The 22,307-nt window shown below is 65.2% G+C and carries 13 protein-coding genes; 10 read left to right on the top strand and 3 right to left on the bottom strand.

The genetic code is table 11. The features are described from left to right. Positions 1-184: 184 nt before the first annotated feature. The 4 genes from ACQ5SA_RS00575 to cueR all read left to right on the top strand — a co-directional run bounded on the left by ACQ5SA_RS00575 (position 185) and on the right by cueR (position 7,032). Positions 185-652, top strand: coding sequence for a hypothetical protein (locus tag ACQ5SA_RS00575; protein WP_353099054.1), 468 nt, complete (start codon positions 185-187; stop codon positions 650-652). Between the two features lie 278 nt (positions 653-930). Next, the gene (locus ACQ5SA_RS00580) at positions 931-3,888 is read left to right on the top strand and encodes a TonB-dependent receptor plug domain-containing protein (RefSeq protein ID WP_499312037.1); all 2,958 of its coding nucleotides are present in this window, start codon (positions 931-933) and stop codon (positions 3,886-3,888) included. Between the two features lie 177 nt (positions 3,889-4,065). After that, positions 4,066-6,567 carry a heavy metal translocating P-type ATPase gene (locus ACQ5SA_RS00585; RefSeq protein WP_499312039.1) on the top strand — a complete coding sequence of 834 codons (2,502 nt, stop codon included), beginning with the start codon at positions 4,066-4,068 and terminating at the stop codon, positions 6,565-6,567. A 12-nt stretch (positions 6,568-6,579) separates the two neighbouring features. Beyond that, a complete protein-coding gene (gene cueR / locus ACQ5SA_RS00590) occupies positions 6,580-7,032 on the top strand; it encodes a Cu(I)-responsive transcriptional regulator (RefSeq protein WP_499312041.1) in 453 nt (150 codons plus the stop codon). Between the two features lie 77 nt (positions 7,033-7,109). Here the strand turns inward: cueR and ACQ5SA_RS00595 are convergent, their stop codons facing one another. Continuing rightward, on the bottom strand, positions 7,110-7,304 hold the full coding sequence (locus tag ACQ5SA_RS00595; RefSeq protein WP_353099051.1) for a heavy-metal-associated domain-containing protein: 195 nt from the start codon (positions 7,302-7,304) through the stop codon (positions 7,110-7,112). Between the two features lie 152 nt (positions 7,305-7,456). Further along, positions 7,457-10,531 carry a TonB-dependent receptor gene (locus tag ACQ5SA_RS00600; RefSeq protein WP_108266400.1) on the bottom strand — a complete coding sequence of 1,025 codons (3,075 nt, stop codon included), beginning with the start codon at positions 10,529-10,531 and terminating at the stop codon, positions 7,457-7,459. Between the two features lie 1,090 nt (positions 10,532-11,621). On the opposite strand from ACQ5SA_RS00600, the gene ACQ5SA_RS00605 reads away from it, so the two are divergent. The 6 genes from ACQ5SA_RS00605 to ACQ5SA_RS00630 all read left to right on the top strand — a co-directional run bounded on the left by ACQ5SA_RS00605 (position 11,622) and on the right by ACQ5SA_RS00630 (position 21,531). Then, positions 11,622-14,096, top strand: coding sequence for a GH92 family glycosyl hydrolase (locus ACQ5SA_RS00605; protein ID WP_499312043.1), 2,475 nt, complete (start codon positions 11,622-11,624; stop codon positions 14,094-14,096). A gap of 96 nt (positions 14,097-14,192) precedes the next feature. Then, on the top strand, positions 14,193-15,242 hold the full coding sequence (locus ACQ5SA_RS00610; protein ID WP_353099049.1) for a LacI family DNA-binding transcriptional regulator: 1,050 nt from the start codon (positions 14,193-14,195) through the stop codon (positions 15,240-15,242). Positions 15,243-15,312: 70 nt separating this feature from the next. Then, on the top strand, positions 15,313-16,626 hold the full coding sequence (fucP, locus tag ACQ5SA_RS00615; protein ID WP_499312045.1) for an L-fucose:H+ symporter permease: 1,314 nt from the start codon (positions 15,313-15,315) through the stop codon (positions 16,624-16,626). 7 nt (positions 16,627-16,633) lie between these two features. After that, positions 16,634-17,629, top strand: coding sequence for a carbohydrate kinase family protein (locus ACQ5SA_RS00620; protein ID WP_353099047.1), 996 nt, complete (start codon positions 16,634-16,636; stop codon positions 17,627-17,629). Then, positions 17,626-18,852, top strand: coding sequence for an AGE family epimerase/isomerase (locus tag ACQ5SA_RS00625; RefSeq protein WP_353099046.1), 1,227 nt, complete (start codon positions 17,626-17,628; stop codon positions 18,850-18,852). Before ACQ5SA_RS00620 ends, ACQ5SA_RS00625 begins: the two co-directional genes overlap by 4 nt. 57 nt (positions 18,853-18,909) lie before the next feature. Beyond that, positions 18,910-21,531, top strand: a complete 2,622-nt coding sequence (locus ACQ5SA_RS00630; RefSeq protein WP_499312047.1) for a beta-mannosidase — start codon at positions 18,910-18,912, stop codon at positions 21,529-21,531. Positions 21,532-21,611: 80 nt separating this feature from the next. On the opposite strand, the gene mtnC is transcribed toward ACQ5SA_RS00630, so the two are convergent. Then, complete coding sequence (mtnC, locus tag ACQ5SA_RS00635; RefSeq protein WP_230111048.1) at positions 21,612-22,307, bottom strand: acireductone synthase; 696 nt, start codon at positions 22,305-22,307, stop codon at positions 21,612-21,614.

Here is a 22,307-nt window from a genome sequence, read left to right on the forward strand (position 1 = left end):
CGTCCGCCAAACAGCGGAAAGCAGGGGCATCCGTGTTTCCGAATGGACGAGCAAGTCAGGATTGTCGACAGTGGGGTCCAACTCCCTGTGGCAACGATCCTCCTTCCGCATGCCTCGACTGCTCTTGCTACTTCTCTGTCTGCTGCCAACCGCCGCAATAGCTGCAGATGAAGGACAGCCACCAGTGTTGATCTGGAAGGCGGCCGGTCCGGAGGGAAACAGCATCGACGCCGTGCTGAGCGGGGTGACGCTGGCACCCTCTGCTACAGGGGCGTTCGTCGACACTCGCGTACATATGCTTGGAAACAAACGCTTTCGGGCGCTGTATCAGGTGTTCGATTCAAACGCCTCCAATCCGACGGGCCGCTGTGGCGCGGGGCGCGAGATCCATTTGTTCGTTTACGAATTGACCCGGCCGAAGCCCATCGAACGTGGCAGTGCAGTCATCAGCAGCTGCCTGGAGACCGTCTCCCTCGCCAGTCAGAACGCGGGAAGCCCCGGCAGTGAATCCGATTTTTCTTCCGTGATCTGGCAGGACGACGGGTTCACCATCGAATGGTGGGGTATCGGACCCGGAGGCAACGCATCAAGCCACTACGTCCTCCGCGATGGCTGGTTTGTTCCAGATCCACCGGACCTTGGAAATCGTTGAAGGCGGACAAAACCGTTCCGCGCGCGTTTGTAGTAATCGTGACATCGCTTCGTGCGTCGTTCTCTCAACGATGTATCGCAAATATTTGATTTTCTTGGATACCTGGAACCGATAGCGACATGCCGGAGCGCGTTGTTGCGTCGCCACATGCCGGGCGCGGTTCAGCTGTGCTTTAGTTTGGATCGATCCACAGGGGAGGGTGATCGAATCGAGAGGGATCGGTTCAACGCCCGGGATCGCCATCCGACCGCGCGTCCACCATCCAAGAGCAACCACCCATGGCTCAGTCCGTCCGCAACCGTCGTCATCTGCTGTCCCAGGCCCTCGTGCTTGCCTTGCTGCCCTTCGCAGCGGGCGCACAGGAAGCGGCCACGTCGTCCACCAAGGACCTCGATGCCGTCACCGTCACCGGTTCGCGCATCAAGCGCGCCGGCGTCGAGGGTCCGGCCCCGGTCAACGTGATCACCGCCGCACAGATCCAGAAGGAAGGCTTCGTCACCGTCTACGACGCCCTGAAGACCCTGACCGAAGCGACCGGCACCGTCGAAGCGGCATCGCAGTGGGGCTCGCACACGCCCAATGCGAGTGGCCTCAACCTGCGCGGCATGGGCCCCAACCGCAGCCTGCTGCTGGTCAACGGCCGCCGTGTGGCCGACTACCCGCTGCCCTATGGCGGCGAGACCAATTTCTCCAACTACAGCAACATTCCTGCCGCTGCCGTGGAGCGCATCGAAGTGCTGACCGGCGGCGCGTCGGCGATCTATGGTTCGGACGCCATCGCCGGCGTGGTCAACGTCATCCTGAAGACCAACTACGACGGCGACGAAGTGCGCGTGCGCGGCGGCACTTCCACCGAAGGCGGGCGCGATACCTGGGATCTGTCCTGGGCGGGCGGCAAGACCGGCGACAACTGGAGCGTCACGTACGCCCTGCAGTACACCAAGCGCGATCCGCTGTTCGGCCGTGACCGGCCACAGATGGACGACGCTGACGACGCGCTGTACCCGTCCTGGAACATGGAACAGCGCAAGGTCGGTTTCCGTCCCACCGCGGGGCTGGCGCTGATCGACCCCAGCAATGGCCAGCGTCTGGCACCACCGGACGGTACCTGCGAGAAATTCGCCGGCGAGTACTACACCGCTGATCGGCTGGTTTACAACTACAACGCCAATACGGTGAGCAACACCGGCCGCCTGTGCGGCATGAGCGCCGACTACGCCAACTGGTTGCTGACCGGCGGCTCGGAGAATGTGTCGGGCAATCTCTATGGCACCTTCGATTTCGGTGATGGCCTGCAGGCCTGGAGCAACCTGGCGGTGTACCGGTCCGAGGCGATCTGGGGCACCAATCCACCGAGCGTTTCGTTGATCGACGATGCCAACGGCTATTACTGGGATGCCAACCGCAATCGCCCGGTGCTCGGTGTGCGCCAGTTCACCCCGAACGAAGTCGGTGGCCTGGACACGCTGCGCAATACCAACCGCGAGTTGTCGTGGGATATCAGCGCAGGCCTGCGTGGACGCCTGGCCGATCGCTTTGACTGGAGCGCCACGGTTGGCCGTTCCTACTACCGCGTTGAAGAGCGGCAGAACGTGGTGGACGAACAGAAGTCGTACGACTTCTTCCTCGGCCCACGGCTCGGCACCACCGGCGACGGTGAGGCCATCTACGCATTGAACGAAGCGCGCTGGTGGAACCCGATCACGCCGGACCAGTACTGGCAGATGGGCACGGTCGCGAAGAATCGCGCGTCCTCCTACGTCAACCAGGCCTCGGCCGACATCACCGGTGAACTGTTCCAGGGCTGGGCCGGGCCGATCTCGTTCGCGGCGGTGGCCGAAGTGGCGAAGCAGGGCTATCACCTCAGCCCGGATCCGCGTGCCGGCATCGATTTCGATCTGCAGAACGTTGATCGTGGCGGCGGTGAGCGCACCCGCTATTCGGCCGGCGTCGAGTTCAAGATCCCGTTGGCTGAGAGCCTGATCGCCACCGCTGCTGCACGCTACGACCGTTACGGCAGCTACAAGGCCGACGGCGGTGGCGAGGCACTGGATATCGGCAGGCAGAAGGAAACCACCTGGAACGCCGGCCTGGAATGGCGCCCGTTCGAGTCGCTGCTGGTGCGCGGCTCCTACGCGACCAGCTTCCACGCGCCGGACATGCACTACCTGCTGGGTCAGGCCAGCAGTTCCGAAGTGCTGACCTACGACCGCCTGCGTTGCATCGAGAGCGGCGCGTATCTGGTCAACAACTGCGGCGTGGGCAATACCGATGTCTGGTATTCGTTCGACGTGAACCGTCGGGGTACGCCACTGCTGCGCTCGGAAACCGGTGATTCGTGGACGGTCGGCTTCGTCTGGGACGTGTTGCCGAACCTGTCGATGAGCGCGGATTACTGGGCGATCAAGCTGGAAGACATGATCGTCGACGTCGGTGCGGACGAAGTGTTGGCCAGCGAGGCCGGCTGCCTGACCGGCAAGAACATGGACGGTACGCCCTGGGCGAATCCGGCGGGTGGCGAGTACTGCGCCGGCATCCTCGCGCGGGTGAACCGGGACAGCAGCGGCCGATTGGTGTCGATCGAGCGCGGGCCGTTCAATCTGGCCAGCCGCGAAGTGCGTGGCATCGACCTGAGCGCGCGCTATCGTCTAGAGACGGCCGCATGGGGCAGCTTCCAGCTGGGGGTGAACTACACCAACCAGATCTCGACGAAGGAGCAGCGCTACGCCAACGATCCGAACCCCGAGCGCCGCGACCGCGACCTGCGCAGCAAGCTGCGCGCGAGCCTGGCCTGGCAGGGCGGCAACTGGAATGCGAACGTGTATGCCGACCGCATCGGCTCGGTGCCAGGCGTGCGCTACCACTGGGGCACCGACCGCCTGGACAACCCCGGCGGCTGCCTGCCGTTCGCCGATGGCTACGTACCCAGCGACAGCCCGTCGCTGAACTGCCTGGAGCCCGCCACGCGTCCGGATGGATCGGCCAATACGAACCCGAACGCCGGGCAGCAGACGGCGCGCTACTACGGCCGGGTTGGGCCCTTCATCACCTGGAACTTCAACGTGGGCTATCAGGTGACCGAGTTCATGAAGGTCAATCTGTACGTGAACAACGCTTTCAACGCGACCAGCTGGAACCACAAGGACCCCTACAAGGTCGACTACGATTTCGCCCCGACGCGTCTGTTGGGGGCGGTGGGGCGTGAGTTCGCGCTGGAGTATGTGTTCACGTTCTGAGGGACGGCGGCGCCGGGCATGACCCGGCGCCAGGCACGGGGTAGCCACGCATGGCGTGGCTCTACTGGGCGTGCGCGGGATGGATGAGCCGCTGGCCGGGCAGGGTGGATTTGACCTTCCCACGATGGCAAGGTCTAGGCTGGTCACCTCTCCAGATGGAACCAGGGAAACCAGGCCATGAGCACCTCCAGCGTTACAGCCGTCCCCGGGACGGCTTCCACCCTCAGTCTGCCGATCGACGGCATGACCTGCGCCAGCTGTGTTGGCCGGGTCGAAGCGGCCCTGGCCAAGGTCGAGGGGGTCACCAGCGTGTCGGTCAATCTGGCCACCGAGCGCGCGGACATCCGCTCCTCTGGCCCGATCGACCGCGACGCCCTGATCCAGGCGGTGGAAAGCGTGGGCTATGAGGTACCGGCTGCGACCACCGAACTGGCCGTGGAAGGCATGACCTGCGCATCCTGCGTCGGCCGTGTGGAGCGCGCGCTGTTGGCGGTGCCGGGCGTCAGCCAGGCCAGTGTCAACCTGGCCACCGAACGTGCGACCGTGCGTGGCGTCGCCGGCATCGACGCACTGGTGGCGGCGATCGACAAGGTTGGCTACGCGGCGCACCTGATCGATGGTGGCACCCAGGTCGATGAGGAAGCGGCGGAAAAGAAGGATGCCGAGCGGGTGGCGCTGAAACGCGACCTGATCCTGGCCAGCGTGCTGGCAGCCCCGGTGTTCGTGCTGGAAATGGGCTCGCACCTGATCCCGGGTATGCACCACTGGGTGATGTCCACGATAGGAATGCAGGCCAGCTGGTACCTGCAGTTCGTGCTGACCACACTGGTCCTGGCCATTCCCGGCCGGCGTTTCTATCAGAAGGGCTTCCCGGCGCTGCTGCGCCTGGCACCGGACATGAACTCGCTGGTGGCGGTGGGTACCGCAGCAGCGTTCGGTTATTCGGTGGTGGCTACCTTCGTCCCGCGCCTGTTGCCGGCCGGCACGGTGAATGTCTACTACGAAGCAGCGGCGGTGATCGTCGCGCTGATCCTGCTCGGCCGGTTCCTGGAGGTGCGCGCCAAAGGCCGCACGTCAGAGGCGATCAAGCGTCTGGTCAACCTGCAGGCCAAGGTGGCGCACGTCAGCCGCGAAGGCCGCATCGTCGATATCCCGATCAACGAGGTGCTGCTGGGCGACCTGCTGGAGGTGCGTCCGGGCGAACGTGTGCCGGTGGATGGTGAGGTGACTGAAGGTCGCAGCTTCGTCGACGAATCGATGATCACCGGCGAGCCGATCCCGGTGGAGAAGTCGGCCGGCAGCGGCGTGGTCGGCGGCACCGTCAACCAGAAGGGCGCACTGACCCTGCGTGCGACGGCGGTGGGTGGGCAGACCATGCTGGCGCAGATCATCCGTCTGGTTGAACAGGCGCAGGGCTCCAAGCTGCCGATCCAGGCCGTGGTCGACAAGGTGACGCTGTGGTTCGTGCCGGCGGTGATGCTGGCGGCACTCGCTACCTTCCTGGTGTGGCTGATCTTCGGGCCGTCGCCGGCGCTGACCTTCGCGCTGGTCAATGCAGTTGCCGTGCTGATCATTGCCTGCCCGTGCGCGATGGGGCTGGCGACGCCGACCTCGATCATGGTCGGCACCGGCCGCGGCGCCGAGATGGGCGTGCTGTTCCGCAAGGGTGAGGCGCTGCAGCTGTTGAAGGACGCCAAGGTGGTGGCGGTGGACAAGACCGGCACCTTGACCGAAGGCCGCCCGCTGCTGACCGACCTGGAGATCGCCGATGGCTTCGATCGCGCGCAGGTATTGGCACGGGTGGCGGCGGTGGAATCGCGCTCGGAGCATCCGATCGCCCGCGCCATTGTCGAGGCGGCGACGGAGGAGGGCATCGCGCTGCCGGCGATGGTTGATTTCGAGTCGGTAACCGGCATGGGCGTGCGTGCCACCGTCGATGGCGCACGCGTGGAAGTGGGCGCCGATCGCTTCATGCGTTCTCTGGGCGTGGACATCGGTGCGTTCGCTGCATTGGCCGAGCGCCTGGGCAACGAAGGCAAGTCGCCGCTGTATGCCGCCCTCGATGGCCGCTTGGCGGCGATCATCGCCGTTTCCGATCCGATCAAGCCGAGCACACCTGCCGCCATTGCCGCCCTACACCAGCTTGGCCTGAAGGTGGCCATGATTACCGGTGACAACGCCGCTACCGCACAGGCCATCGCCCGCCAGCTCGGCATCGATGAAGTGGTGGCCGAAGTGCTGCCGGAAGGCAAGGTGGAGGCGGTACGCCGGTTGAAGGCGGCTTACGGTCAGATCGCGTTCGTCGGTGATGGCATCAACGATGCGCCGGCGCTGGCCGAGGCTGATGTCGGCCTGGCCATCGGCACCGGTACCGACGTCGCGGTGGAGTCGGCCGACGTGGTGCTGATGTCCGGCAACCTGCAGGGCGTGCCCAACGCCATCGCGCTGTCGAAGGCGACCATCGGCAACATCCGCCAGAACCTGTTCTGGGCCTTTGCCTACAACACCGCATTGATCCCGGTCGCGGCGGGTGCGCTGTACCCGGTATGGGGCGTGTTGCTGTCGCCGGTGTTCGCCGCCGGTGCCATGGCGCTGTCCAGTGTGTTCGTGCTCGGCAATGCGCTGCGCCTGCGGCGCTTCCAGGCGCCGATGGCGGACGCATCACATGCGGCCAACTGAAGGAGCGATTGCATGAACATCGGTGAAGCATCGAAGGCATCCAGCGTGTCGGCCAAGATGATCCGCTATTACGAGCAGATTGGCCTGATTCCGCCGGCTGAGCGCACCGGAGCGGGCTATCGCGCCTATTCGCAGGCTGACGTGCATCGGCTGCGTTTCATCCGTCGCGCGCGTGATCTCGGCTTTTCGGTGGCCGAGATCACCGACCTGCTGGGCCTGTGGAACGACACCTCGCGGCACAGCGCCGACGTCAAGCGCCTGGCCGAGCAGCACATCGATGATCTGGAACAGCGCATCGAGAACATGCGGCAGATGGCCGACACGTTGAAGTCGTTGATCAGCTGCTGCGCCGGCGATGATCGCCCCGAGTGCCCGATCCTGCAGCGGCTGGGCGAGGGCGAGGAGGGCGCTGGGCCGGTTGCGGCGCCCTCGGGGGCGGTACGCAGGCGCGCGCGCAGGACCTGAGGAAGACCTGCGGAAAAGAAAATGCCCGCCCCGGCAGTTGCACGGGGCGGGCATCGTTCATGCAATTGGCAGGGTGATCAGGCCGTACGCGGCGGGAAACCCGCTTCGGTCAGTGCCGCGACAATCTGTGCTTCGCTGGCCGAGGTCTGCACCTGCACGCGGCGGCTGGCCGGGTCGGCCGAAACGCTTGCCGTCGGGTCGACCAGCTCGATCGCCTTGGTCACGCTGCGTGCGCAGCCACCGCAGGTCATGCCTTCCACATGGAATTCCATCTGTAGCTCCTTTGATGCTCTGGGGGTGGAGCCAGTGTGCACGTTCCAACGATGGCAGGGTCAAGCGATACGCTGAACAAAAAAACGGCAGCCACCTTTACCAGCGCAGCTGCCGTGGAGGATCGTCCCCGCCCGCAGGCGGGGGTGAGGCCTTAGAACTTCCAGTTCACGCCGAAGTACAGCTGGCGGCCGGCGTAGATGTTGGACAGCAGGCGGGCCTGGCTGTCGTTGCCCAGATAGCTGCGCAGCTCGGACTTGGTGGCGTTGAGCACCGAGGCGGTAACGGTCCAGTCCGGGGTCAGGTTGTAGGCCACGTTCAGATCGAGCTGGTCGTAGGGCTTGGTGTACGTGGTGAGGCCGTTGTTGAGACCGCCGACCACTTCACCGCGACGGTTGTACGAGGCGCGTGCCAGGAACTTCTCGTTCTCGTAGAACACGGTCACGTTGGCCTGGTTCTTGGCGCTGCCCACCAGCGGCGAGGAACCGATCTCTTCGCCATCCAGCACGATCGAAGCCAGGTTGGTGTCGTTGTAGGTGTAGTTGGCCTGCACGCCCAGACCGAAGTCGAAGGTGTACTGACCGTACAGTTCCACGCCCTGCGAGACACCGTCCCGGCCGTTGGCCTGGGTTTCATACTTCTGCACCGTCACCGATTGCCCGCCAACGGTCATCTGCTGGTCGCGCACCACCGGCACGGTGAAGTTGTCCACGTTCTTGCGGAACAGGGCCACGCCAGCCACCGAACCCGGCTTGAAGTACCACTCCAGGCCCAGGTCGAACTGCACGGCCTCGAACGGCTCCAGCGCCTTGTTGCTGCCCGAGCCATACCAGCCGGGGGTGTCGGTGCCGCCAGCGACGCGGCGGTCGTTGCTGTATTCCTCGCTGACGTAGCGCAGGCCGCCCGGGTAGGCGATGGAGGTGTAGCTCGGGCGGGCGATCACCTTCGATGCGGCACCACGTAGCACCAGGTTGTCGGTGATGTCCCAAGCGATGTTGAAGCTGGGCAGGAAGTCGGTGTAGGTCTTGTCCAGCGAGCTGAGCGTGTAGACCTTGTCGCGGACCTGGTTGTCCGGCAGGCGCACGAAGCCGCCCTGGCAGCGCAGGTTCGGATCGGCGGCCGGATCATCGCAGCTCATCGGTGCGCCGCTGGCGTTGTCCACGAAGTAGTCGTTGAAGCGCTCGACCGAATCGCTGGACTGGGCGAACTGCTTGGTGCGCACCACGCGCACGCCGACGTTGCCGCGCACGCGGTCGGTACGGAAGTTGGCCTGGAAGTAACCCGAGTAGATCTTCTCGTTGACGTCGTAGACGAAGTCTTCCTCGGTGCGGTTGTACGAACCGCCGTAGGTCTTGTTGAGATAGTCGATGTAGGCCGGGTAGTTGATGCCCGGGAACACGTTGGCGTTGAAGCCACCGGTGATGTTGCTGATCGGATTGGACAGGAAGAAGCCCGGCTGGGCATTGCCTGCCGTCGGATCGCAACCGGCCTGGTAGCGGTTGTTGTCATAGTCGGCCGGGTCCAGGCCCGGGCACACCCAGTAGGTGTTGCCGGTGTTGCGGTGGACCTGGCCGTCACGGTACTTGGCGCCGAACTGGATCGAGTCCAGCCAGCCGGCTTCGAACATCTTGGTGACGTCGGCCTGGAAGTAGTTCTGCTTGACCTCGGTCTGCATCCACGACGAATCGGTCGAGCCGGTATCAACTTCGGCGATGCCGGCCATCAACTGCTGCTGCAGGTCCGGCGAGAACTGTACCGACGGCGTGCCGGTCAGGTCCCACGCGGTGTACTGGTTGCCCGACTGCCACTGATTGCCGACCTTGCGGCGCGGCTTGGCAGACATGCGGAAGTTCATCGACGGGCCGCCTTCGGACCACGTGCGGCCGCCGGTGAACGACGCCTTCCACAGTGGACTGATGTCCCAGTCGATGGTCAGGTCGGCGGTCTGCGAGAGCGCCTTTTCCTTGCTGTAGCCACCGGTCAGCTGCGGGGTAGGGATGGTGCAGTCATCCGGGCCCCAGCCGCCCGGCTTCATGCCGGCTGCTGCGGCTTCATCTTCACTGCAGTAGTAGGTCTTGCCGGCCAGCTTTTCGTACTGCGCACCGGTGACGATGCTGCCGCTGGGGTCGAAGCTGAGCCCGTTGAGCAGGCGGCCACCGGCCCAGTTGCCATCGCCGTTGTAGCGGGCCAGGTTCCACTCCGGCACCTTCAGCATGTTCTGGGTGTAATCACCCTGCAGCTCGAAGCGGAAGTAGTTGGCGGTCAGGGTGAGGTTGTCGATCGGCTTGAACTGGAAGGTCAGCTGGCCGCCCTTGCGCTCGCGCTTCTCTTCCTTCACCGCGAAGTTCACCGAGGTCGGCATGAAGAACTCGCTGTAGTTCTTGCCGGTCTGGTTGTTGAAGCCGGACTGGCCCCACCAGTAGTGGATGCCATCCTGTTCCAGCAGGTTGCCGTTGGCATCGCGGGCGGTGGTGTTGTTGCCGTACCACTGGTAGTCCTCGGTGCTGGCTTCCATGGTGCGGCTGGTGCGCTTCTGCTGGGTCACGCCGACCAGCACGCCGAAGCGTTCGTCCTTGCTGTGCCAGGAGTACAGCGCCGACACCTGCGGGTCGACGTCGTGGCTGGTGTCGGACGAGGTGCCTTCCAGGTTCACGTAGCCGGAATTGGCTTCCATATCCAGCGGGCGGCGGGTGTGCAGGATCACCGTGCCACCGATGCCGCCTTCGTCGATGCGCGCCTCCGGCGACTTGAACAGCTCGGCGCTGGACAGCATGTTCGACGGCAGCAGCGTGTAGTTGAACGAGCGGGTGGCTTCGTTGTTGGTTTCCGACGAAGCGACGAAGTTGCCGTTCAACTGGGTCAGGGTCAGGTCGGGCGCGAGGCCGCGCACGCTGACCGACTTGCCTTCGCCACCGCTGCGGGTGATGACCACGCCGGGTACGCGCTGCAGCGCGTCGGCCACGTTCTTGTCGGGGAACTTGCCGACGTCCTCGGCGGTGATCACTTCGACCACGGCGTTGGCGTCGCGCTTCTGCTGCAGGCTCTTTTCGATCGCGTAGCGGTAGCCGGTGACCTGGACGCTGTCCAGGGTGGTGGCGTCCTGCGCGCCGGTCGTTGCCGCCTGCTGCGCGGAAGCGCCAAGCGGGGCGACGGCGGCGGCTAGAGCCAGCGCGATGGCCAGCGACAACGCGTCGTGGCCCTGCGTACGTGTTGAATGCTTCATTGCCATCTCTCCCTCTCTCCTGGATTGATCCGGTGACTGACTGACGCGGAAACTTGAATCGATCTAATTCGTGATGCCGATCTTGCCTTCGCCCTGCAGATGCAATGTGCGTCTGGCAGATGGCGCGGCACGTCCTGTCTTGCTCCCCAACTCCGGGCCATCGCGCTGTCGTCTTGGATCGATCTAAGCGATGGGCGGGGCGATTTTTAGCACGGCAACGGCGTCGGTGCATGTTGCTGCGCAATATGGCAGTGACGTGTCGTGCAAATGACCCTTCGGGGAAAATTGCTGTAAGCGGTTACATGCGCAAAGGGGGGTGGGCCGGCCGGGCTGCGCCCGGCACCCGCCGAGGCCGAAGCCAGGGCAGCAGCAACGGCAACAGCAACAGCAACAGCAACAGCACAGCGGCTTTCCGTGGGATGTCGGGGTGGGTCCGGTTGCGGGGGACGCTGCAAGTACGTCCATGTAAGCTCGGTCGCGCCATCCATGGCGCTCACGCCCCCGCAACCGGACCCACCCCGCCTTCGACAGATTCCCGATGCCGTTGGTAGGTGTCGACCTTGGTCGACACCTGGATCCGCGCCATGCGTGGATGAAATCCGATTCCATTCGATGATTTTGAAATCGGTAGGAACATCCATCAACGCATGGCGTGGATCTGCCAGACATCAGGAAACTGTCAGGGGCGGGGCGGTGTGGGTATGCAGGACCGTTGGCGCCATGGATGGCGCCATCGAGCCCCCATGGGTGAGGGCGCTTTGCTTGCGAAGCACTGCTTCGCAAGCGCACGAACGCACAGCCGCCAGCGGCTGGGCCGGACCGCGGAGCGGGGTTTACGGCGTGTCCTGCCTGCCCATACCGCCCCGCCCAGCTCGGTAGCCCGCTGTTGCCGTGGCTCAGGCCTCTGCGGGTGCCGGGCGCAGCCCGGCCGAAGCCCACCCCTCATGCTGCGCCGCAGAATGCATTGGGCGAAATTCCCATGCTCTACTTGAATCGATCTAAATCCGCCGGGGTGCGGATTTGTACCGATGGAAACGAGGGCTCGGCCTGTGCGGCCGGTCCTTCGCTGCCGCCCTGCCGCCAAGGAGTCCTGCCCGTGACCAGGTTGTCCCACCGTCGTCCCGACCGCCGCCTGTCGGCACTGTCCCATCGGCCCCTGGCCCGCATCGCCTGCCTGCTGGCGCTCGCGGTGACGCCCTGGCTGCAGGCCGCACCGGCCGCGCTGGAGCGCGAGGTCAATACCTTCATCGGCAGCAAGGATGACGGCAACACCTTCCCTGGTGCCTCGGCGCCGTTCGGCCTGATACAGGTCAGCCCGATCGGCAGCCACTATTCGGGTTGGCGCTACGACGACGACAAGATCCGTGGCTTCGGCCATTCCCTCCTGTCCGGCGCCGGTTGCTGGGAGCAGGGCGGGCAGGTGTCGATTCTGCCGGTGACCGGCAGCATCAGCCCCGGCGGCGACTTCGATACCGCCAACCCCAAGCAGTTCGATCACAAGGCGTATGCCTCGGCCTATACCCATGACGGCGAAATCGGCCAGGCCGGCTACTACAAGGTGCGTCTGACCAGTTACGGCGGCATTGACGCTGAGGCGACGGCGCGTACGCGCGCGGCTGCCGAGCGTTACACCTTCAGCCAGCGCCAGGGCGATGGCCATGTGCTGGTCAATGTCGGCCAGGCCAACGAGCGCCACTCGGTGATCGGCAGCGTGGTGGACGTGGTGGGCGACCGCGTGGTTGAAGGCAAGCTGGTCACCAAGAGCTTCTGCGGTGGCCATCAATACACCACCTGGTTCCGTATCGAATTCGACCGTCCGTTCAAGGCGCATGGCACCTGGGGCGAGGGTGGCGGCCTGCCGGGCGCGCGCCACAGCATGGAAGGCGAGCAGAAGCCAAATGGCGCGTGGCTCAGCTTCGATCTGGCCAAGGGCCAGTCGGTCACGGCCGTCAGCGCGATTTCGCATGTGGACGCCGAAGGTGCGCGCAACAACCTGCGTGCCGAGGGCATGCAGGGCGGGGCGCTGCTTGGCTTCGAACGCATGCGCGCGCTGTCGCAGCAATCGTGGCGTGAGCAGCTGGCACGCGTGCGCGTGCAGGGTGGCAATGGCGATGACCGCACAGTGTTCTACAGCGCGCTGTATCACGCGCTGCTGCAGCCGCTTACCGGCAGCGATGCTGACGGCCGCTACCGTGGTTACGACGATGGCATCCATCGCGCCGATGGCTGGACCTACTACGAGTACTTCTCGCTGTGGGACACCTACCGCGCGCAGAACCAGTGGCTGGCACTGACGCGCCCGGACGTGGCGCGCGATATTGGCCGCAGCCTGCTGGCGATCGACGAGCAGGGCGGTTGGCTGCCGCGCTGGGGCTATGCCAACTTCGAGACCAACATCATGACCGGCGACCCGGTCACCCCCTTCATGGTCGACCTGTGGCGCTTCGGTGCGCTCAAAGGCCGTGAATCGCAGGCATGGGACGCGCTGCGCCGCAATGCCTTCGGCACGCCGCCGCTGAACTCGCGCATGGCCGGCCGTTCCGGCAATCCAACCTATCTGGACAAGGGCTACGTGGTCTACGACCGCGCGTTCCCGTCCAAGGGCATGGACGTTGATCCGCACCACGGTGGTTCGGCTACCTTGGAATACGCGCTGGCCGACTGTGCGCTTTCGCAGATGGCCGATGGCCTCGGCCATGCGCAGGACGCGGCGACGCTGCGTGAGCGCGGTCGCAACTGGCGCAAGGTGTGGGACCCGCAGGTGCGTGATGCCGAGACCGGCTTCACCGGTTTCCCGCGTCCGCGTACCGAGGATGGCCAGTGGTACACCCCGGCCGATGGCCACTACAGCCCGCGCTCGCACCATGGTTTCCATGAAGGCACGGCTTGGCAGTACCAGTGGCTGGCGCAGCAGGACGTGCCGGGCCTGGTCGAAGCGATGGACGGCCGCGAACAGGCCGGCCGCCGCCTCGATGCCTTCTTCGCGATGGATGCGCTGCAGGCCGACCCGCTCAATGCCGCCCGCAAGGAATGGGTGGTGGGGCCGTACAGCTACTACAACCAGTTCCGCTACAACCCCAACAACGAACCCGACCTGCATTCGCCGTGGCTGTACACGCTGATCGGCCAGCCGTGGAAGACCGCCGCGGTGGTGCGTGCCGCGCAGCAGCTGTTCACCAATGCGCCCAACGGCGTGACCGGCAACGATGACCTCGGCACGATGTCGGCCTGGTACCTGTTCAGTGCGATCGGCGTGTACCCGGCGGTGCCGGGCAGCGGCGAGTTCCTGCTGCATACGCCGCGCTTTGCCAAGGTCGAGGTCGAGCTGGGCAATGGCCGCACCCTGCGCATCGAGGCGCCTGGCGCCGATGGTCGCCGCCTGCAGTACGTGCAGGGTGTCCAGGTTGATGGCCAGGCACATGCGCCGGTATGGCTGGGCTGGAACCAGCTGCAGCAGGGCCCGAAGCTGCGTTTCGCCCTCGATGGCACGGCGCCCACGCAGGGCTGGGGCACGGCGGTGAAGGATCTGCCCGTGTCCTGGTGTGCGGCACCGGGCAGCCAGCTGCACTGAGCCGGGCTGTGCCGTTCGAGGCAACCCAGCGAACGGCACGGCACGACAGGGCCGCGATCCATTAGGCTTGAGCATCCATCGGAGTGCGGGAAGACGATGAACGACAACGGCGACAGTTCCAGCAAGCGTTCCGGCAAGGCGGTGACGGTGACCGACATCGCCCGTGCCATCGGCGTTTCGCGCGCGACCGTGTCGCTGGTGCTGCGCGGCAGCCCGCTGGTCAACGTCGACACCCGTGCCCGGGTGGAGGCTGAGCTGCGTCGCCAGCGTTATGTCTACAACCGCGCTGCGGCGAACCTGCGGCGGCGGACCTCGTCCAGCATCGCCCTGGTCATCAACGATCTGTCCAACCCGTTCTTCGCCGAATTCGCCTCTGGCGTCGACGAGGCACTGGGCGGGCGCGGCTACGTGACCCTGCTCGGCAGTACCGGCGAGTCACCCGAGCGCCAGCAGGCGGTGCTGTCCACGCTGATGGAGCACACGCCTGCAGGCCTGATCCTGTCGCCGGCCGAAGGCAGCGATGCCACGCTGCTGCGGCAGGCGCTGGGTGCCAATGCCAACGTATTGCTGTTCAACCGTGAACTGGAAGGCGCCGAGTGGGACTTTCTGACCCTGGACAACCAGCACGGCGCCTACCTGGCCACCCGCCACCTGATCGAGCGTGGTCATCGCCAGATCGCGTTCTTCGGTGGCCATGCGGACTCAAGTTCCTGCCACCAGCGTCGCGCTGGATTCCAGCAGGCACTGGCCGAAGCCGGTCTGGCGCTGCCGCCGGGCTGGATGATCGAATCGGCACCCAACCGCCTGGAAGCGGCCGCGCGCACCGACGAACTGTTCGTCGACGGCCATCGGCCGAGCGCGGCAGTCTGCTACAACGACACCGTCGCGCTGGGGCTGATGCTGGGCCTGAACTCGCGCGGCATCCGTCCCGGCGGTGATTTCGCGGTGACCGGTTTCGACGACATTTCCGAAGCGTCGGTTGCCGTGCCGCCGCTGACCACCTTGACCGCCGACCCGCGCGAGCGCGGTCGGCAGGCGGCATCGCTGCTGCTGCAGCGGCTGGAGGAACCGGATGCGCCACCACGGCGCACGGTCGCCCCGGTACAGTTGCGCATCCGCGAAAGCAGTGCCGCACGCCCGAATTGATGCTCTGCTTCTGAACTGATTGCACCCTTCCACGCTTCAACGACCTCTCGCGCATCGAGGCGCGTACCGCATGCCGATCTCCGCAACGCCCCGCCCATCGGGTTCCCCGGGCAACCAGCCTGCCGTTACCAACGGCAAGGCGCTGGCCGTGGTCACCACCATCTTCTTCATGTGGGGCTTCCTGACCTGCCTCAATGACATCCTGATTCCGCACCTGAAGGCGGTGTTCGAACTGAACTATGCCAAGGCAATGTTGGTGCAGTTCACTTTCTTCGGCACCTACTTCCTGATGTCGTTGCCGGCGGGACGGCTGGTGGCAGCGCTGGGTTACAAGAAGGGCATCGTGGCCGGCCTGGTGATCGCCGGCATCGGTGCGCTGGGCTTCTGGCCGGCGGCCGAGCTGCGCGTCTATGGCGCCTTCCTCGGTGCATTGTTCGTGTTGGCAACCGGCATCACCGTGCTGCAGGTAGCAGCCAACCCGTATGTCGCCCTGCTTGGGCCGGAGCAGACCAGCTCCAGCCGCCTGACCCTGGCGCAGGCGCTGAATTCACTGGGTACGGCCATTGCGCCGATCTTCGGTGGCATGCTGATCCTGTCCAACACGGCCATGAGCGGCGATCAGATTGCCGCGCTGCCGGCCGCCGAACAGCTTGCCTACCGTACCGCCGAGGCGCACGCGGTGCAGGGCCCCTACGTGGGCCTGGCCATCGCGCTGGTGCTGCTGGCATTGTTCGTGTTCCTGTTCCGCCTGCCGGCGCTGAACGACACCACCGAGCAGGCTGACCACGGCCACCAGCACAGCTATTTCGATGCATTGCGCAAGCGCCATCTGTTGCTTGGCGTGCTCGGCATCTTCTTCTACGTCGGCGCTGAAGTATCGATCGGCAGCTTCCTGGTCAACTATCTGTCGATGCCCACCATCGGCGGCTTCAGCGAGCAGGAAGCCACCCACTATGTGTCGGCCTACTGGACGATGGCGATGATCGGCCGCTTTGCAGGTTCGGCGCTGCTGGCGCGCTTCTCGCCGAGCCGACTGCTGGCGATCTTCGCGCTGGTCAATGTCGGCCTGCTGACGCTGACCATGATGACTTCCGGCAATGTCGCGCTGTACTCGGTGGTAGCAATCGGCCTGTTCAATTCGATCATGTTCCCGACCATCTTCGCGCTCAGCATCGAGCGCCTGGGCCCGCTGACCAGCAAGGGCTCGAGCCTGCTGATCATGGCCATCGTCGGTGGCGCCGTGGTGCCTTACCTGCAGGGCATTCTGGCCGACCACATCGGCGTGCAGGCCAGCTTCATCCTGCCGCTGCTGTGCTACGGCTACATCATTTTCTACGGACTGGTCGGCGCCCGCGCGCCGGCTGCCGGCACGCAGGGAGGCTGAGTCGAAAATGGGTTCCATCGTCTGCTTCGGCGAAATTTTGATCGATCTACTAGCGCAGCCGCCGGCCTCGGCCGATACCCCGCGCGCCTTCCTGCAGTACGCCGGTGGTGCGCCGGCCAACGTCGCGGTTGCCGCCGCGCGGCTGGGCGCGAAGACCCAGTTCGTCGGCATGCTTGGCCGCGACATGTTCGGCGACTTCCTGGCTGAAAGCCTGAGCGAACACGGCGTCGGCACCGACTACATCGTGCGTACCGATGCGGCCAAAACCGCGCTGGCCTTTGTGGCACTGGACGCGGGCGGCGAACGCAGCTTCAGTTTCTACCGTCCGCCTGCCGCCGACCTGCTGTTCCGTGACAGCGACTTCAAGGCCGGCTGCTTCGATGGCGCGCAGTGCTTCCATGTCTGTTCCAACAGCCTGACCGAAGCGGACATCGCCGAGGCGACGTTCGCCGGGATGGATCGCGCGCGCACGGCCGGTGCGGTGGTCAGCCTGGATCTCAACCTGCGTCCGGCGCTGTGGTCAGCCAATGTCGACCCGACACCGCGGCTGTGGCAGGCGCTGGAACGCGCCGACCTGGTCAAGCTGTCGCGCGAGGAACTGGAGTACCTGGCGGCACCGCTCGGCGATGACGGCGAGGCACTGGTACTGCGGCGGCTGCTGGCTGCGCAGGCACGCTGGGTGATCATCACCGACGGCGCCGCCACGTTGCATTGGTACACCCGCGAAACGCAGGGCAAGGTCACCAGTTTCCGCGTGCCCACCGTGGACACGACCGCAGCCGGTGATGCCTTTGTTGGGGGCGTGCTGGTCGGGCTGCTGGAGCGGGGTGGGACAGGTGCGGGCTTTGCCGCGTTCTGCCAGGACCCGCAGGCGATTGCCGCCACGCTGCGCTTCGGCGCCGCCGTTGGCGCGCTGGCGGTGACACGCAAGGGCGCGTTCGCTGCGATGCCCTCGTTCGATGAAGTGCAGCAGCTGCTGCAGGCACAGGATCTTCCCGCATGAGCACCTCGCCCGATTTCCGTTCCCCCGCTTTCCTGCGCGCACACATCGCCGACACCATGGCGTTCTACCACCCGCGCTGCATCGACCCGAAGGGTGGCTTCTTCCACTACTTCCGTGACGACGGCAGCATCTACGATGCCAGCCATCGCCATCTGGTAAGCAGCACCCGTTTCGTTTTCAACTACGCCATGGCCTACCGCGAATTCGGCAATGCCGAGTATCGCGATGCGGTTGAACATGGCGTGCGTTACCTGCGCGAAGTGCATCGCAATCCGGCTACGGGCGGCTACGCCTGGACCCTGCGCGATGGCGTGGTAGAGGACGACATGAACCACTGCTACGGCGTGGCCTTCGTGCTGCTGGCCTACAGCTGTGCGTTGAAGGCGGGCATCGAAGAAGCCCGCACGTGGATGGACGAGACCTGGCAGCTGTTGCAGGCGCGCTTCTGGGAAGCCGAGCACGGCCTGTACAGGGACGAGGCTGACGGCCAGTGGAACTTCACCGGCTACCGTGGCCAGAACGCCAACATGCACATGTGCGAGGCGATGCTGGCTGCATTCGAGGCCAGTGGTGAGCAGCGCTATGTCGAGCGCGCGCTGCAACTGGCCGACAACATGACCCGCCGCCAGGCGGCCAAGGCCGGTGGCCTGGTCTGGGAGCACTACGACGTCAACTGGAACATCGACTGGGACTACAACCTGGACGATCCCAAGCATCTGTTCCGGCCCTGGGGCTTCCAGCCCGGCCACCAGACCGAGTGGGCCAAGCTGCTGCTGATCCTGGACCGCCACGTGCAGGCCGACTGGCTGGTGCCGACCGCGCAGCATCTGTTCGATGTCGCCGTGGAGCGCAGCTGGGACGAGGCGCGCGGCGGCCTGTATTACGGCTTCGCCCCGGAGTCGCGCCGCCAGCCTGGCATGGACGGCGCGCCGATCGGCGGCGACAGCTTCGTCTGCGACGACGACAAGTATTTCTGGGTGCAGGCCGAGACCCTGGCTACCGCCGCACTGATGGCCAAGCGCACTGGCGATGACCGCTATTGGCAGTGGTACGACCGTATCTGGGCATATTCCTGGGAGCATTTCGTCGACCACCGGTACGGCGCGTGGTTCCGCATTCTCGACGCTGACAACCATAAGTACAGCGACGAGAAGAGCCCGGCTGGCAAGGTCGATTACCACACCATGGGCGCGTGTTACGAGGTTTTGAACGTCGTTCGTTGAACATCGTCCGAATGCAGTAATGCCAGGCCATGCCTGGCAGAAAAACAGGAGCATCACGTGCATCGCCTTCCCTTCGTTGTCCGTCTGCTCCTGCTGCTGATCGCGGCGACCGCATTCCCCGCAACCGCCGCACCGCTGCAGGCGCAATGGGAATTCCGCCTGCTGCCCGGCGACGCGCAGGGCGCGGCGCATCCGGGCCTGCAGCAATGGCGCGCGGCCACGGTGCCGGGCAGCGTGCATACCGATCTGCTGGCGCACGAGCTGATCCGCGATCCCTACGTTGGCGCGCCCGAAGCCGAGCTGCAGTGGATCGGCCTGGCCGACTGGGAGTACCGCGCCCGTTTTGATGTGGACGCCGTCACCCTGGCCAAGCCCAACGCCGAGCTGCGCTTCGATGGCCTGGATACCTATGCCGAGGTGAAGCTCAACGGCAAGCCGCTGCTGCGTGCCGACAATGCCCACCGCACATGGCGTGCCCGCGTCGAAGGCCGCCTGCGTGCGAAGGGCAATGAACTTCAGATCGTGTTCCGTTCGCCGATCCGCACGCTGCTGCCGGGCGTGCAGGCGATGCCGCACAAGATCGCCGGCAATTATCCTTCGCCCTACGGCGACGAACCCAAAGACGCGATGGTCGGCAACTTCGCGCGCAAGCCGGCCTACCATTTCGGCTGGGATTGGGGCCCGCGCTACGTCACGGCCGGTGTCTGGCGCGGCGTTGACCTGCAGGCATGGGGCGCGCATCGGTTGACCGACCTCGCCGTACGCACTGATGCGCTTGATGCGGAAAAGGCAACGCTGGCCGTAGTGCTGCAGGTGGAGCAGGACGCGGTAGCCGGTCCCGTTGCGGTGGACGTTGAGGTGCGTGATCCTGATGGCCGCAGCGTTGCACGGGTGCAGCGCACTGTCGAGCTGAAACCCGGCCAGAACAGCGTGGACGTGCCGGTCGAACTTACCAAGCCGCGGCGCTGGTGGCCGGTGGGCCACGGTGCGCAGGATCGTTACACCGTAGTGGCCTCGCTCGACGGCGGCGCCGATTCCACGCTGAAGCGCGAGCAGCGTATCGGTCTGCGCACGGTCGAGCTGCGCCGTGAGCAGGACGACAAGGGAGGGCAGGGCTTCGCCTTCGTCATCAACGGGGTGCCGATCTTCGCCAAGGGCGCGAACGTGATCCCGTTCGACGCTTTCCCTGCTCGCGTTGATGCAGCGCGCCTGCGTCAGGTGCTGGTCGCCGCGCGCGATGCCAACATGAACATGCTGCGCAACTGGGGCGGCGGTTACTACGAAGACGATGCGTTCTTCGATATTGCTGACGAACTGGGCCTGCTGGTGTGGCAGGACTTCATGTTCGGCGGTGGCATGCAGCCGGGTTACGACCCGGCATTCCGCGCCAACGTGGTGGCCGAGGCGCGCGACAACGTACGCCGGCTGCGCCACCATCCCAGCATCGTGCTGTGGTGTGGCAACAATGAAGAAGAGACAGCGTGGAAGGATTGGGGCCACGGCCGCGACCTGAAGGCGGCTGATCCGGCGTTCGCAGCGAAGGTCTGGCAGGGCTACGTCGACCTGTTCGGCAACGACCTGCGCCAGGTGGTGGGCGAAGACGGGCTGGGTGTGCCGTACTGGTCCAGCTCGCCCAGCAACGATCTGGACGAGAAGGCCAACGACTCAACCCGCGGTGACAAGCACTACTGGCAGGTGTGGGGCAATCCAGCGCTGCCGGTGCAGGCCTATCTGCGTGAGACCCCGCGTTTCATGTCCGAGTACGGCCTGCAGGCCTGGCCTGCGGTGGCGACGGTGGACCAGATGGCCACCCGTGCCGAGCAGCGCATCGACAGTCCGGTGATCCGTGCGCACCAGAAATTCATGGCCGGCGAAGGCAATACGCGCCTGCTGCATTACATCGAGCTGGGCTACGGCATGCCGAAGGACTTCGAGGACTTCGTCTATCTGAGCCAGGTGATGCAGGCCGATGGCATCGCCATGGCGGCGCTGCATCATCGCGCTTCGCGGCCCTACACGATGGGCTCGCTTTACTGGCAGCTCAACGACGTCTGGCCCGGTGCCTCGTGGTCGAGCGTGGACTATTTCGGCCGCTGGAAGGCGCTGCATTTTGCTGCTCGGCGATTCTTCGCCCCGGTCACCGTGGCCGCGCTGCGCGATGAGGGCAGGACACGCGTGCGCGTGATCAACGATCAGGCCGCGCCGCTCGATGCGCGGTGGCGCCTGCAGGTGATGGACGTGGAGGGCAAGGTGCTGCGCCGTCGCGAGCAGGCAGTGACGCTGGTCGCTGCCGGGGTGACCGATATCGGCAACTATGCGGATGCCGAATTACTGGCCGGTGCTGACCCTGTGCGGACGGTGGCGGTGTTCGAGCTGCTGCAGGACGGCAAGGTGACGGCGCGGCAAGTCGTCGGATTCGTCGAAGCCAAGGACCAAGTGCTGCCACGCCAGCAGCTGAAATCAACCTTGGCGATCGACGGTGACCACTACCGCCTGCGGCTGCAGAGCGCAGCGCTGGTGCGCGCGGCCTGGGTCGATTTCGGCGCGCTCGACGTGCAGGTGGAAGACAACCTGCTGGACCTGCTGCCGGGCGAAACCCGCGACATCGCCGTGCGTGGACCGGTGGATCTGACTGCGCTGCGCGAGGCGTTGAAGGTGCGCACCCTCAACGATCGTTGAGGGACACGCTTTGGTAGGTGCCAACCTTGGTTGGCACACCAGGAGCATGCCAACCAAGGTTGGCATCTGCCAGTCTTCGCTTACAGCTGGATCTGCTGGAAGTTCTCGACGCGATCATGGCCGTTGGCGGCTGCGCCGATGCGTGGCATCGGGTAGTCGTCCAGTCGATCGATCAGGCGTGTCTGCAGGCCGGCCTCGCGGGCCGCGTCCAGTTCCTCGACCACGTCGGACAGGAACACGATCTCGCCAGCGGGAACGCCGATGGACTTCACAATGTTCCGGTAGCTGTCGGCCTCGCGCTTGCCACCGACTTCGGTATCGAACCAGCCCGATACCAGCGGACTGAGGTCACCGGCATCGCTGAAGCCGAAGAATAGTTTCTGCGCCGGCACCGAGCCGGAGGAGTACACATACAACGGCAGGCCGGAGGCGTGCCAGCCTTTCAACACCGGCGCCACTTCCGGGTAGAAGTGCGCGGTGTAGTCGCCACGACGGTAGCCCGCATCCCAGATCAGCCCCTGCAGGGCCTTCAGCGCGGTGTGCTTGCGGTCCTGGTCGATCCAGCCCTGCAGTGTCTCGGCCACCAGGCTGTCCTGGCAGGCGCCGCCGATCTCGGTGGCGACCGCGTCCAGCCAGCGACGCACCTCCGGCTGCTGGCCATGTTCGGCGACGAAGCCGGGCAGCGCCTGGCGTGCGTACGGGAACAGCACGTTCTTGACGAACGAGATGCTGCTGGTGGTGCCTTCGATGTCGGTCAGGATGACGCGGGGCTGCAT

This window comes from Stenotrophomonas indicatrix, from assembly GCF_050573115.1.
Taxonomy (GTDB): domain Bacteria; phylum Pseudomonadota; class Gammaproteobacteria; order Xanthomonadales; family Xanthomonadaceae; genus Stenotrophomonas; species Stenotrophomonas lactitubi_A.